12 protein-coding genes and 1 other annotated feature are annotated in these 15,359 nt (G+C 38.0%); all 12 genes read left to right on the top strand.

Going from position 1 to position 15,359, the window contains the following annotated elements:
• Positions 1-56: 56 nt before the first annotated feature.
• The 12 genes from nusG to fusA all read left to right on the top strand — a co-directional run bounded on the left by nusG (position 57) and on the right by fusA (position 15,302).
• Positions 57-590, top strand: a complete 534-nt coding sequence (nusG, locus tag ACFQ18_RS13370; protein ID WP_047185917.1) for a transcription termination/antitermination protein NusG — start codon at positions 57-59, stop codon at positions 588-590.
• Positions 591-828: 238 nt separating this feature from the next.
• On the top strand, positions 829-1,254 hold the full coding sequence (gene rplK, locus ACFQ18_RS13365) for a 50S ribosomal protein L11 (RefSeq protein ID WP_047185916.1): 426 nt from the start codon (positions 829-831) through the stop codon (positions 1,252-1,254).
• Positions 1,255-1,433: 179 nt separating this feature from the next.
• Positions 1,434-2,126, top strand: a complete 693-nt coding sequence (rplA, locus tag ACFQ18_RS13360; protein ID WP_204798450.1) for a 50S ribosomal protein L1 — start codon at positions 1,434-1,436, stop codon at positions 2,124-2,126.
• Between the two features lie 49 nt (positions 2,127-2,175).
• Positions 2,176-2,325, top strand: a sequence feature (ribosomal protein L10 leader region).
• A gap of 52 nt (positions 2,326-2,377) precedes the next feature.
• The gene (gene rplJ, locus ACFQ18_RS13355; protein ID WP_204798449.1) at positions 2,378-2,878 is read left to right on the top strand and encodes a 50S ribosomal protein L10; all 501 of its coding nucleotides are present in this window, start codon (positions 2,378-2,380) and stop codon (positions 2,876-2,878) included.
• A gap of 51 nt (positions 2,879-2,929) precedes the next feature.
• Positions 2,930-3,295 carry a 50S ribosomal protein L7/L12 gene (rplL, locus tag ACFQ18_RS13350; protein WP_047185913.1) on the top strand — a complete coding sequence of 122 codons (366 nt, stop codon included), beginning with the start codon at positions 2,930-2,932 and terminating at the stop codon, positions 3,293-3,295.
• Between the two features lie 130 nt (positions 3,296-3,425).
• Complete coding sequence (locus ACFQ18_RS13345) at positions 3,426-4,031, top strand: class I SAM-dependent methyltransferase (RefSeq protein ID WP_204798448.1); 606 nt, start codon at positions 3,426-3,428, stop codon at positions 4,029-4,031.
• Between the two features lie 445 nt (positions 4,032-4,476).
• Positions 4,477-8,019, top strand: coding sequence for a DNA-directed RNA polymerase subunit beta (rpoB, locus tag ACFQ18_RS13340; RefSeq protein WP_204798447.1), 3,543 nt, complete (start codon positions 4,477-4,479; stop codon positions 8,017-8,019).
• Positions 8,020-8,110: 91 nt separating this feature from the next.
• Positions 8,111-11,722 (top strand): DNA-directed RNA polymerase subunit beta', encoded by a 3,612-nt coding sequence (gene rpoC / locus ACFQ18_RS13335; protein WP_204798446.1) that lies wholly within the window; start codon positions 8,111-8,113, stop codon positions 11,720-11,722.
• A 138-nt stretch (positions 11,723-11,860) separates the two neighbouring features.
• Entirely contained in the window at positions 11,861-12,118 is a 258-nt protein-coding gene (locus ACFQ18_RS13330; protein WP_047185909.1) for a ribosomal L7Ae/L30e/S12e/Gadd45 family protein, read from the top strand.
• 129 nt (positions 12,119-12,247) lie between these two features.
• The gene (rpsL, locus tag ACFQ18_RS13325) at positions 12,248-12,667 is read left to right on the top strand and encodes a 30S ribosomal protein S12 (RefSeq protein WP_047185908.1); all 420 of its coding nucleotides are present in this window, start codon (positions 12,248-12,250) and stop codon (positions 12,665-12,667) included.
• A gap of 39 nt (positions 12,668-12,706) precedes the next feature.
• Positions 12,707-13,177, top strand: a complete 471-nt coding sequence (rpsG, locus tag ACFQ18_RS13320; protein ID WP_047185907.1) for a 30S ribosomal protein S7 — start codon at positions 12,707-12,709, stop codon at positions 13,175-13,177.
• A 46-nt stretch (positions 13,178-13,223) separates the two neighbouring features.
• Positions 13,224-15,302, top strand: coding sequence for an elongation factor G (gene fusA / locus ACFQ18_RS13315; protein ID WP_060668149.1), 2,079 nt, complete (start codon positions 13,224-13,226; stop codon positions 15,300-15,302).
• The last annotated feature ends 57 nt before the right edge of the window (positions 15,303-15,359 follow it).

Raw genomic sequence — 15,359 nt, 5'->3', positions numbered from 1 at the left:
TTGCATAAAATTCTAAAAGTATCTAAGGGAGGGAAGGGCTAAATCGCCCTAGTTTAATGGAGAAACAATGGTATGTAGTTCATACGTATTCAGGATATGAAAATAAAGTAAAAATGAATTTAGAAAAACGTGTTGAAACAATGGGCATGGAAGAAAAAATCTTTCGTGTCATTGTACCAGAAGAGGAAGAAACTGAAATTAAAAATGGTAAGAAAAAAGTAGTGAAAAAGAAGTTTTTCCCTGGGTATGTTTTGACAGAAATGATCATGACAGATGACTCATGGTATGTTGTACGTAATACCCCAGGAGTAACTGGGTTTGTTGGATCAAGTGGACATGGATCGAAGCCAACACCTCTTTTACCGGATGAAGTAGACACTCTATTAAAACAGTTGGGTGTTGACGAAACCCGTGTTGAAGTTGACTTCGAATTGCAAGAAAATGTCCGTGTGAAAGAAGGACCATTTACTGACTTCACAGGAACCATTGAAAACATTGACGTTGATAAGCAAAAGATCAAAGTCCATGTGAATATGTTTGGTAGGGAAACTCCTGTAGAACTTGACTTCTCTCAAGTAGAAAAGTTATAGCTATAATGTGTGTTCAAAAAAGAGGATGAAAAGCAAGCCAACGAAGAAATGCGAAGAGTCATTTTCACCGGACTGTTTGAACAACCTTATATATTGTTTAGACAAAACCTTGCATTATTTTATTATTCATGATAAAATTCCTATGTTAATTCACACTCTGAGTATGAGTGTTTAATATGAGTGGGAGGGGACATATTACCCCTATTACCACATCACGGACTTTAAGGAGGTGTGTCTCGTGGCTAAAAAAGTAATTAAAGTAGTTAAATTGCAAATCCCAGCAGGTAAAGCTAATCCAGCGCCACCAGTTGGACCAGCATTAGGTCAAGCGGGTGTTAACATTATGGGATTCTGTAAAGAGTTTAATGCGCGTACACAAGAACAAGCAGGTCTAATCATTCCTGTAGAAATTACAGTATTTGAAGACCGTTCATTTACATTTATCACTAAAACTCCACCTGCAGCTGTATTACTTAAAAAAGCAGCTGGAATTGATAAAGCGTCAGGTGAACCAAATAGTAATAAAGTTGCTACGCTTAAACGCGATAAAGTAAAAGAAATTGCAGAAACAAAAATGCCTGACCTTAATGCAGCTGATGTAGAATCAGCGATGCGTATGGTTGAAGGTACTGCAAGAAGTATGGGAATTGTTATTGAAGACTAATCTAGCAGGTCGCTAAACTGCTAGAATGATTTCTTAATACGGTATAGGGTTGCGAGTATTGCCATAAATCGCAACCTTTTTCGTGAGTGTGATAAAACGATCACACGATTTATAAAAGTTATCACGCTTTTATAAGTGGGAGGTATTACCGTTATAACCACAATAGAGGAGGAAATATAATGGCTAAAAGAGGTAAAAAGTATCAAGAAGCTACAAAGCTTATTGATCGTAGTAAATCTTATGAAATTACAGAAGCTGTTCAACTAGCAAAAGATGCTGCTAAAGCTAAATTTGATGAAACAGTTGAAGTAGCGTTTCGTTTAGGGGTAGACCCTAAGAAAGCAGACCAGCAAATCCGTGGTGCTATGGTTTTACCACATGGTACTGGTAAAACACAACGCGTACTAGTGTTCGCTAAAGGCGATAAAGTAAAAGAAGCTGAAGCTGCAGGCGCTGATTATGTTGGAGATGCTGAATACATTAACAAAATCAACCAAGGTTGGTTCGAGTTTGATGTTATCGTTGCTACTCCAGATATGATGGCAGAAGTTGGTAAATTAGGACGTGTATTAGGACCTAAAGGTTTAATGCCAAACCCTAAAACTGGAACAGTTACTTTTGATGTAGAAAAAGCAGTTAATGAAATTAAAGCTGGTAAAGTCGAATATCGTGTAGATAAATCATCAAATATTCATGTTACAATCGGTAAAATTTCATTTGATAATGAAAAACTAGCTGATAACTTCAAAGCATTAGTAGAACAGATTGTTAAAGTTAAACCACAATCTGCAAAAGGAACATACTTGAAGAATGTTTCTATCTCATCTACAATGGGACCTGGAATCAGAGTAGATGTTTCTGATTTTCGTTAATTAGTTATTGACATCCTTTTATGGGTTTGTTATAATAATTTCCGTTGTTATAAAATAATATGTTATACCGTAGACAGTAGGGGCTATATAAAGCTTAATGATCCTACCGAGGTTTTTATAAACAAATTTTCTGGAATGGATAATTTACGTTTGTAATAAAAAGCCCTCATGTCTACATGAGGGCTTTTTCGATATGATCGCTCTAGATTAACTATAGCTACGGTATATGAGAATAATTGGGAGGTGGAACAATGTCTGGTATTATCGAACAAAAGAAACAACTAGTAGAGGAAATTACTGATAAATTCCGTAATAGCCAAACTACAGTAGTTGTGGATTATCGTGGACTTGACGTTAGTGAGCTTACTGAATTACGTAAAACATTACGTGAAGCAGGAGTTGAATTCAAAGTATATAAAAATACTATGACTCGTCGTGCGGCAGATGCAGCTGAACTAAGTGAACTAAACGAAACTTTAGTTGGACCAACTGCTCTAGCATTCAGTAATGATGATGCGGTTGCTCCTGCTAGAATTTTAAAGGAATTCGGCAAAGAACATGAAGCTTTAGAGATTAAAGGTGGCATCATCGAAGGTAAAATTGCTACTCTTGATCAAATCAACGAACTTGCAGACCTACCAAACTACGAAGGTATGGTTTCTATGTTGCTTAACGTACTACAAGCACCGATTCGCAACTTTGCTTATGCGGCTAAAGCTGTTGCAGAACAAAAAGAAGAACAAGGTGCTTAATAACTGGAAAATAATAAATATATTAAATTATAAATTAGGAGGCAATATATCATGACTAAAGAAGAAATGATTAGCGCGATCAAAGAAATGACTGTTTTAGAATTGAACGACTTAGTTAAAGCAATCGAAGAGGAATTTGGAGTTACAGCTGCAGCACCAGTTGCTGTTGCAGGCGCAGCTGCAGGTGGAGACGCTGCTGCAGAAAAAACTGAATTTGATGTTGTACTTGAAAGTGCTGGAGCATCTAAGATCAAAGTTGTTAAAGCTGTACGCGAAATCACTGGTCTTGGTTTGAAAGACGCTAAAGATCTAGTAGATAACGCTCCTAAAGCTGTTAAAGAAGCCGTTTCTAAAGATGAAGCTGAAGAAGTTAAAGCTAAACTTGAAGAAGCTGGAGCATCTGTAGAAGTTAAATAATTAAAGTATATAAAAATAATAGAGCTCGTCGATATTCGACCGAGCTCTTTTCAACTATAATAAATTCTTCTGTTTTTCAGTCCAAATAAGAACTGGACTTACGCTATTATATTAGTAAAGTAGGTGCCGAATGTCAGAGCATTACTTTTCACAACAACCTCAATCAAAAAGTTCACCAAAGACTTGGAAATATAATTTAAGAGAAAAGGAATTTACTTTTACTAGCGACATAGGTGTCTTTTCGAAAAATGAAGTAGATTTCGGTTCTAGATTAATAATTGAAACCTTTAACGAACCTTCAATTGATGGTGATTTTTTAGATCTAGGATGCGGCTATGGCCCAATAGGTATTTCCTTAGCTAAAAGCTTCCAAAAACGTAATGTTATTATGGTCGATGTTAATAATAGAGCACTGGAATTAGCAAAAAGAAATGCTATGGAAAATCATGTGGAGAATAACACTGAAATTATCCAAAGTCATAGTACAACAAATGTTAAGGATCGAAAGTTCGCCTCTATTATAACTAATCCTCCAATTAGAGCTGGAAAAAAGCTTGTTCACGATATGTTTGGAGATTCAAAAGATGTTTTACTTCCGAATGGCGAGTTGTGGGTGGTAATTCAAAAGAAGCAAGGAGCCCCATCGGCGAAAAAGAAACTTGAAACGCTATTTGGCGAGGTAGATATCATGGCCAGGGATAAAGGTTATTATATTTTTAAGGCAATAAATGTTTGACCAAACAGGCCTCTTGTGTTAACATTGGAAGATGCTAATAATGGGATTTTTATGTCAAGGGATCTTTATAAAATAAATATGTATAATTAATGGATGATAGGAAAAACTGTTATAATGGAAGGTAAACGGGGTTTTTAAAGAAAATATTACTTTTACTTTTTCTTATTATAACGTTTAATCAATCTATCTGTAAACTATTATTTGCGAAAAAGGTTACAACTTTAGAGGGGTTATAGTTTTCATCCTATAGATCATACGCTCTAATAGATAGGTGGCTACATATTTCTGTTTTATAAAGCATTTCTATAAACCTCATTGTTATGAGGTGTGAATCTTGTGTCAAAACATATCCAATTTTTGATTGGCTGTGTTTTATATATATACATGCCTTTGTAAAATAGTAGAATTAACTTCTACAAAACGTATTATTTAAGGGGTGAAGCAGTTGGCAGGTCAACTAGTTCAATATGGACGGCACCGAAAACGTAGGAGCTATGCACGTATTAATGAGGTATTAGAGCTACCAAATTTAATTGAGATTCAAACTTCTTCATATGATTGGTTTTTAGAAGAAGGATTAAGAGAGATGTTCAAGGATATTTCTCCTATTGAGGATTTCGCAGGAAATTTATCACTTGAATTCGTAGATTATAGTTTAGGTGAGCCGAAGTATGATGTGGATGAGTCAAAGTCTAGAGATGTTACGTATAATGCTCCCCTTCGTGTGAAGGTTCGTTTAATTAATAACGAGACCGGTGAAGTAAAAGAACAAGAAGTGTTTATGGGAGACTTCCCATTAATGACTGATACAGGAACATTTATTATAAATGGTGCTGAACGTGTCATTGTATCTCAGCTTGTACGTTCTCCAAGCGTTTATTTTAATGATAAGATCGATAAAAATGGTAAGCGCGGTATTGGAGCAACAGTTATCCCGAATCGAGGCGCATGGCTTGAATTTGAAACGGATGCTAAGGATGTAGCCCATGTACGAATTGACCGTACAAGAAAATTGCCAATAACTGTACTTTTACGTGCACTTGGATTCGGTACCGATCAGGAAATCATAGATTTACTTGGTGAAAATGATTACCTTAAAAATACATTAGAAAAAGATAATACAGAGACTTCTGAAAAGGCCTTGCTCGAGATTTATGAGCGATTACGTCCTGGTGAGCCACCAACAGTGGAAAACGCTAAAAGTCTACTAGTTTCTAGATTTTTCGATCCGAAACGTTACGATCTTGCACATGTAGGTCGTTATAAAATGAATAAAAAGCTTAATATAAAAAATCGCTTATTTAACCAAGTTTTAGCTGAAACAATAGTTGATCCGGAAACTGGTGAAGTTTTAGCTGAAAAAGGCGACCGATTAGAACGTAAATTATTGAATAAGTTAATTCCATATTTAGAACGTACTGAAAATATGCTTGGCGAAAACACGTTTCAACCACATGATGGGGTTCTAGATGATGAAATCACTTTGCAAACGGTGAAAATCATTGACCCAACAGACCCAAGTGGAGAAAGAGTACTTAATGTAATCGGAAATGGTAATGTTGACAAAGATACGAAGCATATTACAACAGCTGACATCTTAGCCTCAATTAGTTATTTCTTTAATCTCCTTCATGAAGTTGGGGATACAGATGATATTGATCACCTAGGTAATCGTAGGTTGCGATCCGTTGGTGAGTTATTACAAAACCAATTCCGTATTGGACTTTCACGTATGGAACGTGTAGTCCGTGAGAGAATGTCCATACAAGATACGTCAAGTGTAACGCCGCAACAGCTAATTAATATTAGACCAGTAATTGCTTCTATTAAGGAGTTCTTTGGTAGTTCCCAGTTATCTCAGTTTATGGACCAAACGAATCCATTGGCAGAGCTTACGCACAAGCGTCGTCTATCTGCATTAGGACCTGGTGGTTTGACTCGTGAGCGTGCTGGTATGGAAGTGCGAGATGTTCACTATTCACACTATGGTCGTATGTGTCCTATCGAAACACCTGAAGGACCAAACATCGGTCTAATTAACTCTTTATCATCCTTTGCAAAAGTGAATGATTACGGATTTATTGAAACTCCGTATCGTCGAGTTGACCCAGATACTGGTAAAGTTACGAATAAAATTGATTATTTAACTGCTGACGAAGAGGATAATTACATTGTCGCTCAAGCAAACGCTCCTTTAAATGAGGAGAATATATTCGAAAACGATGAAGTAATTGCAAGATTTAGAGGGGAAAACATTGTTGTTGATCGAGAGAAAATAGACTATATGGATGTCTCCCCTAAGCAGGTTGTATCTGCTGCAACGGCGTGTATTCCTTTCTTAGAGAATGATGACTCAAACCGTGCCCTTATGGGAGCGAACATGCAACGACAAGCAGTGCCGTTAATCAAACCACAAGCACCAATTGTTGGTACGGGAATGGAATATGTGAATGGTAAAGACTCAGGTGCTGCATTGATTTGTAAGCATGAGGGGATTGTAGAACGAGTTGAAGCGAAAGAAGTGCTTGTGCGTCGTGTATCTGAAGTGAACGGGAAAGAAGTTCAAGGTGATCTAGATCGATACAAACTTCAAAAATTTATTCGTTCGAATGCAGGAACATGTATTAACCAGCGCCCAATTGTTAAAGAAGGCGATCGTGTAACAAAGGGTGAAGTTTTAGCAGACGGCCCATCTATGCAAGACGGAGAAATGGCATTAGGTCAAAACGTTCTAGTTGCTTTCATGACATGGGAAGGTTACAACTATGAAGATGCGATCATCATGAGTGAAAGGCTTGTAAAGGACGATGTTTACACATCTATTCATATTGAAGAATATGAATCCGAATCTCGTGATACAAAACTGGGACCTGAAGAAATTACTCGTGATATTCCTAACGTCGGTGAAGATGCATTGAAGAACTTGGATGAGAATGGAATAATCCGTGTTGGTGCTGAAGTTACTGATGGGGATATCCTAGTTGGGAAAGTAACGCCTAAGGGAGTTACGGAATTATCTGCAGAAGAAAGATTATTGCATGCTATCTTTGGTGAAAAAGCGCGTGAAGTACGTGATACATCCTTGCGTGTTCCACATGGTGCAGGCGGTATAGTATTAGATGTTAAAATCTTTAACCGTGAAGACGGCGATGAGTTACCACCTGGAGTAAACCAATTGGTGCGTGCGTATATTGTGCAAAAACGTAAAATCCATGAAGGAGATAAGATGGCTGGTCGACACGGTAATAAAGGGGTAATCTCCAAAATATTACCTGAAGAAGATATGCCATTCTTACCAGATGGAACGCCTGTTGATATCATGTTAAACCCACTAGGTGTACCATCGCGAATGAATATCGGACAGGTGTTTGAGCTTCACTTAGGTATGGCAGCTAGACTTTTAGGCATTCATGTTGCTACACCAGTATTTGATGGTGCAACAGAAGAAGATGTATATGAAACCCTAGAAGAGGCTGGCATGTCAAGAGATGCGAAAACCGTACTTTATGATGGTAGAACAGGTGTCCCTTTTGACAACCGTGTTTCTGTCGGAGTAATGTATATGATTAAATTGGCTCACATGGTCGATGATAAGCTGCATGCGAGATCAACTGGACCTTATTCATTAGTAACGCAACAACCACTTGGTGGTAAAGCACAGTTCGGTGGACAACGGTTTGGAGAAATGGAAGTGTGGGCCTTAGAAGCTTATGGTGCTGCATACACATTACAGGAAATCCTAACAGTTAAATCGGATGACATTGTAGGCCGTGTTAAGACCTATGAATCCATTGTTAAAGGCGATAACGTCCCTGAGCCTGGTGTACCAGAATCGTTTAAAGTTTTAATTAAAGAACTACAAAGTCTTGGTATGGATGTTAAAATGCTTAACAGCCATGAAGACGAAATCGACATGCGTGATTTAGAAGAAGATGATACCCACTCTGCTAGTAAACTGAACTTGGAAGTTGAAGTAGAAGGAAAATAGAATATATAAGAGAATTGATGGTTCATCATACCATCAATTCTCTATTTGAAAATTGGATGAAAAAACGCACATTAAAAGGGAGGAAGGCTCCTTGCTAGATGTAAATAATTTTGAGTATATGAAAATTGGCTTAGCTTCATCGGAAAAAATCCGCTCTTGGTCATATGGTGAGGTTAAAAAACCAGAAACCATAAATTACCGTACGTTAAAACCGGAGAAAGATGGCCTTTTCTGCGAGCGTATTTTTGGCCCAACAAAAGACTGGGAATGTCATTGCGGTAAATACAAACGTGTACGTTATAAGGGTGTAGTTTGTGATCGCTGTGGAGTTGAAGTCACCAAATCTAAAGTGCGTCGCGAACGTATGGGGCATATTGAATTAGCTGCACCTGTATCTCATATATGGTATTTCAAAGGAATTCCTAGCCGTATGGGTCTAGTATTAGATATGTCGCCAAGAGCGCTAGAAGAAGTAATCTACTTTGCTGCCTATATTGTGACTGATCAAGGAAGTACACCGTTAGAGAAAAAACAACTTCTTTCTGAAAAAGAATATCGAGCATATTATGAAAAATACGGCAATACATTCAAGGCACAAATGGGTGCGGAAGCAATTCGTAAATTATTGCAAGATATTGATTTAGAAAAAGAAGTGGAAACTCTAAGAGAAGAGTTAAAAACTGCTCAAGGACAACGTCGTACTAGAGCAATCAAACGACTAGAAGTATTAGAAGCATTCCGTAATTCAGGTAATAAACCTGATTGGATGGTACTAGATGTTCTACCTGTCATTCCACCGGAAATTCGTCCGATGGTACAACTTGATGGTGGACGTTTTGCAACCTCTGATTTAAATGATCTATATCGACGTGTTATTAATCGTAATAATCGTTTGAAACGACTATTAGATTTAGGTGCGCCAAGCATTATTGTGCAAAACGAAAAACGTATGTTACAAGAAGCTGTTGACGCCTTGATTGATAATGGTAGAAGGGGACGTCCTGTCACAGGACCAGGTAATAGACCACTTAAATCACTGTCTCATATGTTGAAAGGGAAACAAGGAAGATTCCGTCAAAATCTTCTTGGTAAACGTGTAGACTATTCTGGACGTTCTGTTATTATTGTTGGTCCTCACCTTAAAATGTATCAATGTGGACTTCCTAAAGAGATGGCATTAGAATTATTCAAACCATTTATAATGAAAGAGTTAGTGGAAAGAGGTCTAGCTCATAACATTAAATCAGCTAAGCGTAAAATCGAACGCGTTCATCCAGATGTATGGGATGTGCTTGAAGATGTCATTAAAGAACATCCGGTATTACTAAACCGCGCACCGACTTTGCATAGATTAGGTATTCAAGCATTTGAGCCAACTTTGGTTGAGGGTCGAGCAATTCGTTTGCATCCACTAGTATGTACTGCATACAATGCGGACTTTGATGGTGACCAAATGGCTGTTCACGTTCCACTATCAGCTGAAGCACAGGCTGAGGCACGACTTCTTATGCTTGCGGCTCAAAATATTCTTAATCCAAAGGATGGAAAACCGGTTGTTACACCGTCCCAGGATATGGTATTAGGTAACTACTACTTAACACTTGAACGTGAAAATGCAGTTGGTGAGGGTAGTGTATTTAAAGATATCAATGAAGCAAGGATAGCTTATCAAAATGGTTATGTTCACCTTCATACGAGAGTTGCGGTTAAGGCTTCAAGTTTAAACAACCAAACTTTCACTGAAGAACAAAATAGCCAGTTATTGCTAACTACTGTTGGAAAACTAATTTTCAATGAAATTTTACCAGCATCGTTCCCGTTTATAAACGAACCAACACGATTGAATCTAGAGGAAAAAACTCCAGAGAATTATTTTGTTAGTATGGGAACAAATATTAAAGATGAAATTAAGAATCGTGAATTAGTTAAACCATTTAAGAAAGGTTTCTTAGGAGACATTATTGCGGAAGTATTTAAACGATATAAAATTACAGAAACATCTAAAATGCTTGACCGAATGAAAGATTTGGGTTTCAGCTATTCTACAAAAGCTGGGATGACAGTAGGTATCGCTGATATTGTAGTATTACCTGAAAAACAAGCAATCTTAGATGAGGCACAAGAAAAGGTAGATAAAGTGCTAAAACAATTCCGTCGTGGTCTTATTACAGAAGAGGAACGTTATGACCGTGTTATCTCTATCTGGACCACTACAAAGGATACGATCCAAGCTAAACTTATGGAATCCCTAAGTAACCGAAACCCAATATTCATGATGAGTGATTCGGGTGCACGTGGTAACGCGTCTAACTTTACACAGCTTGCTGGTATGCGTGGACTAATGGCTAACCCGGCTGGTAAGATTATTGAACTACCGATTAAATCTAGCTTCCGTGAAGGGTTAACGGTATTGGAATACTTTATTTCAACTCACGGTGCACGTAAAGGGCTTGCTGATACCGCGCTTAAGACTGCGGATTCTGGATATCTAACTCGTCGTTTGGTAGATGTTGCACAGGACGTTATTATTCGCGAGGAAGATTGTGGAACGGATCGCGGACTAGAGGTAGAAGCATTAGTTGATGGTACCGAAGTTATTGAACCATTAATTGACCGACTAATAGGACGTACTGCATTTATGACTGTTAAACACCCTGAAACTGGCAAGGTAATAGTTAACAAGAATGAGTTAATGACAGAAGACCAAGCTAAAGAAATTGTTGAAGCAGGTATTGAAAAGGTTACTATCCGCTCAGCATTTACATGTAATACTAAACACGGTGTATGTCAAAAATGTTATGGACGTAACCTTGCTACAGGTTCTGATGTGGAAGTGGGTGAAGCTGTGGGTATTATCGCAGCACAATCTATCGGGGAACCAGGTACACAGTTAACAATGCGTACATTCCATACAGGTGGGGTAGCAGGTAATGATATTACACAAGGTTTACCTCGTATCCAAGAATTATTCGAGGCACGTAATCCTAAGGGACAAGCGGTTATTACTGAAATTTACGGTAGTGTCCTAGAGATAAATGAAAACAAAGATAAACAAGAGATTGTTATCCAAGGCGATGTGGAACAGCGTTCTTATGCGGTACCTTATAATGCTAGACTTAAGGTATCTATAGGTGACGCAGTAGAAGCTGGGCAAGAATTGACAGAGGGTTCCATTGATCCGAAAGATTTATTACGTGTTAAAGGTGTAGAAGGTGTTCAAGCTTATATTCTACGCGAAGTTCAACGTGTATATCGTATGCAAGGGGTAGAAATTGGCGACAAACACGTTGAAGTAATGGTACGACAAATGTTACGTAAGATTAGAGTTGTTGATTCGGGAGATACGGATGTATTGCCAGGTTCGTTACTTGAGTTACATCAATTTAAAGAAGCGAACAAATCTGTGTTACTTGACGGCGGTAACCCTGCAACAGGTAGACCAGTATTACTTGGTATTACGAAAGCATCTCTTGAAACAGATTCATTCTTATCAGCTGCATCCTTCCAAGAAACGACAAGAGTTCTTACAGATGCTGCGATTAAAGGTAAACGTGATGAATTACTTGGACTTAAAGAAAATGTTATTATTGGTAAACTCGTTCCAGCGGGTACAGGGATGCAACAATATCGTCGCATTAAACCAATATTAGATAAACCTGAAGAAGAAGTTTCAGAAGAGATAGAAACGGAAATAGTACAATAATTAATCTAACCAAAAAGGAATAATTGTTAGGAAGCACCAAAAAAAATAGACATTTGATATTGACATTAAAAAAGTAGAATGGTACTATATTCAAGGTGCTTCCGATTATTCTTGTTGCTTTGGAGGATACGATGATAGATGTCTTATGATAAAGTAACACAAGTCAAATCACGTCTAATAATTGGGACTAAACAAACACTGAAAGCTATGAAAAATGGCGAAGTAAGTGAAGTGTTTATTGCTAATGATGCTGATGAGCATATAACGCAAAAAGTAGCTAGTTTAGCGGATGAACTTGATATACCACGTAAGTCAGTCGATTCCAAAAGGAAGTTGGGTGTCGTATGTGGCATTGAAGTTGATGCGTCTGTAGTTGCGGTAAAGGTAATTAATTAAGAGGTCAAGCCTCTGGATTTTTTTACTATAAAATGAACCGCCTGGATGTGTGGGATTACAAATGCCGAAAAACTATCTAGTTACTGCAATTATATTACAGTATTAAACAAGGAAGGGAGGAAAACAAAAATGCCTACAATTAACCAACTTGTACGCAAAGGTCGAGTTAGTAAATCTAAAGCTTCTGACTCTCCAGCACTTAACAAAGGTTACAACAGCTTTAAAAAATCATTAACTGATGTAAATTCTCCACAAAAACGTGGTGTTTGTACTCGTGTTGGTACACTAACTCCTAAAAAACCAAACTCTGCATTACGTAAATATGCACGTGTACGTTTATCAAACAACATGGAAGTAACTGCGTACATCCCAGGGATTGGCCATAACCTACAAGAACACAGTGTTGTATTAATCCGTGGAGGTCGTGTTAAAGACTTACCAGGGGTACGTTACCATATTGTTCGTGGTGCGCTTGACACTGCAGGTGTAGAAGGACGTATGCAAAGTCGTTCTAAATACGGAACTAAAAAGCCAAAAGCGAAAAAATAATTAATTTCAAATCAACATTAAGTGAAAGGAGGATGTCATATGCCTCGTAAAGGTCCAGTACCAAAACGTGATGTATTGCCAGATCCGCTATACAATTCAAAATTAGTTACACGTTTAATTAACCAAATCATGGTTGATGGTAAACGTGGTAAAGCTCAAAAAATCCTTTATAAAGCATTTGAGCTTGTTCAAGAGAGAAGTGGACAAAATCCAATGGAAGTGTTTGAACAGGCAATGAAGAATGTAATGCCTGTACTTGAAGTTCGCGCTCGTCGTGTTGGTGGTTCAAACTACCAAGTACCAGTTGAGGTGCGTCCTGAGAGACGTCAAGCATTAGGATTACGTTACCTAGTAAACTATTCACGTCTTCGTGGAGAAAAAACTATGGAAGAACGTCTTGCTAATGAAATTCTAGATGCTTCTAATAATACAGGTGCATCTGTTAAGAAACGTGAAGAAATGCATAAAATGGCTGAAGCTAACAAAGCATTTGCTCACTACCGTTGGTAATAGTATACGAACATTAGTTAGTTTGTAATAGAAAGGAGAGAAATACATGGCTAGAGAGTTCTCCTTGGAAAAGACGCGTAATATCGGTATTATGGCACACATTGATGCCGGTAAAACAACAACTACCGAACGTATTCTTTTCTATACAGGACGTATTCATAAAATTGGTGAAACACATGAAGGTGCTTCGCAAATGGACTGGATGGAGCAGGAGCAAGAACGTGGTATTACGATTACTTCTGCTGCAACAACAGCTCAGTGGAAAGGTCACCGCATTAACATTATCGACACACCTGGTCACGTAGACTTCACAGTTGAAGTTGAACGTTCATTACGTGTGCTTGATGGTGCGGTTACAGTACTTGATGCACAATCTGGTGTAGAACCTCAAACAGAAACAGTTTGGCGCCAAGCTACAACATACGGTGTACCAAGAATAGTATTCATTAATAAAATGGATAAAACTGGTGCGGATTTCTTATATTCTACAAAGACTTTGAAAGACCGTCTAGGTGCTAACGCACACCCAGTTCAGTTACCAATCGGTGCTGAAGATCAATTCGAGGGAATCATCGACCTAATCAACATGGAAGCTCATTATTACCTAGATGACTTAGGTACTACTGATGAATCTCGTGAAATTCCTGAAGAATTAAGAGATCAAGCTGAAGAATTACGAGCTAATCTTATTGAGGCGGTAGCAGAATCTGATGAAGACCTAATGATAAAATATCTTGAAGGTGAAGAAATCAGTATCGATGAGTTAAAAACCGCTATTCGTAAAGCTACTTTGAATGTTGAATTCTATCCAGTATTTTGTGGATCAGCATTTAAAAATAAAGGTGTTCAATTGATGTTGGACGGAGTTATTGATTATCTTCCAGCTCCAACGGATATTCCTCCAATCGAAGGTATCATTCCAGGAACTGAAGAAAAAGTAACTCGCCCATCAGATGATAGTGAACCATTTTCTGCACTTGCATTTAAAGTAATGACTGACCCGTACGTTGGTAAACTTACATTCTTCCGTGTATATTCCGGAACATTAGATTCTGGTTCTTATGTGAAGAACTCTGTGAAGGATAAACGTGAACGTGTTGGACGTATTCTACAAATGCATGCAAACCACCGTGAGGAAATTTCAACAGTTTATTCTGGAGAAATCGCTGCAGCAGTTGGTTTGAAAGACACAGCAACTGGGGATACATTATGTGATGAAAAGAACTTAGTAATCTTGGAATCCATGGAATTCCCAGAACCAGTTATTTCAGTAGCTATTGAGCCTAAGACAAAAGCTGACCAAGATAAAATGGGTATTGCTTTAGGTAAACTTGCTGAAGAAGATCCAACATTCAGAACTGAAACAAACCCAGAAACTGGTCAAACAATCATCTCTGGTATGGGTGAACTACATCTAGATATTATTGTTGACCGTTTAAAACGTGAATTCAAAGTTGAAGCAAATGTTGGTGCCCCACAAGTTGCATATCGTGAAACATTCCGAGCAGCGGCTGAAGTTGAAGGTAAATTCGTACGTCAGTCTGGTGGACGTGGACAATACGGTCACGTTTGGATCAAATTTGAACCAAATGAAGAAGGCGCTGGCTTTGAATTTGTTAACAACATTGTTGGTGGGGTTGTACCTCGTGAATACATTCCAGCTGTTCAACAAGGTGTTGAAGAAGCAATGGAAAATGGGGTATTAGCTGGTTATCCATTAATTGACGTAAAAGCTACACTATATGATGGTAGCTACCATGATGTTGACTCTAACGAAATGGCGTTTAAGGTTGCTGCATCTATGGCACTTAAAGCTGCCAAAAACAAATGTAACCCTGTTATTCTAGAGCCAATTGAAAAAGTAGAAATTACTATTCCAGAAGAATACATGGGAGACATTATGGGTGATGTTACATCACGCCGTGGACGTGTAGAGGGTATGGAAGCTCGCGGTAATGCACAAATTATCAAAGCGTTTGTACCATTATCTGAAATGTTTGGTTATGCTACAGCTCTACGTTCTAATACACAAGGACGCGGAACATATTCAATGCATTTTGATCACTTTGAAGAAGTTCCAAAATCAATTGCTGAAGAAATTATTAAGAAAAATGCAGGAGAATAATTGATTTTTTTGTAGATGTAACGTATAACAAATGTATGAAGGCTAAGAAATAATAGT

This window comes from Oceanobacillus caeni (assembly GCF_042678465.1).
Classification (GTDB): domain Bacteria; phylum Bacillota; class Bacilli; order Bacillales; family Amphibacillaceae; genus Oceanobacillus; species Oceanobacillus caeni.
This window is presented reverse-complemented; position numbering and strand designations above follow the sequence as displayed.

Coding starts and splice junctions, on each gene's coding strand:
- nusG (WP_047185917.1), top strand. CDS start 57: ATGGAGAAACAATGGTATGTAGTTCATACGTATTCAGGATATGAAAAT.
- rplA (WP_204798450.1), top strand. CDS start 1,434: ATGGCTAAAAGAGGTAAAAAGTATCAAGAAGCTACAAAGCTTATTGAT.
- rplJ (WP_204798449.1), top strand. CDS start 2,378: ATGTCTGGTATTATCGAACAAAAGAAACAACTAGTAGAGGAAATTACT.
- rplL (WP_047185913.1), top strand. CDS start 2,930: ATGACTAAAGAAGAAATGATTAGCGCGATCAAAGAAATGACTGTTTTA.
- ACFQ18_RS13345 (WP_204798448.1), top strand. CDS start 3,426: ATGTCAGAGCATTACTTTTCACAACAACCTCAATCAAAAAGTTCACCA.
- ACFQ18_RS13330 (WP_047185909.1), top strand. CDS start 11,861: ATGTCTTATGATAAAGTAACACAAGTCAAATCACGTCTAATAATTGGG.
- rpsL (WP_047185908.1), top strand. CDS start 12,248: ATGCCTACAATTAACCAACTTGTACGCAAAGGTCGAGTTAGTAAATCT.
- rpsG (WP_047185907.1), top strand. CDS start 12,707: ATGCCTCGTAAAGGTCCAGTACCAAAACGTGATGTATTGCCAGATCCG.
- fusA (WP_060668149.1), top strand. CDS start 13,224: ATGGCTAGAGAGTTCTCCTTGGAAAAGACGCGTAATATCGGTATTATG.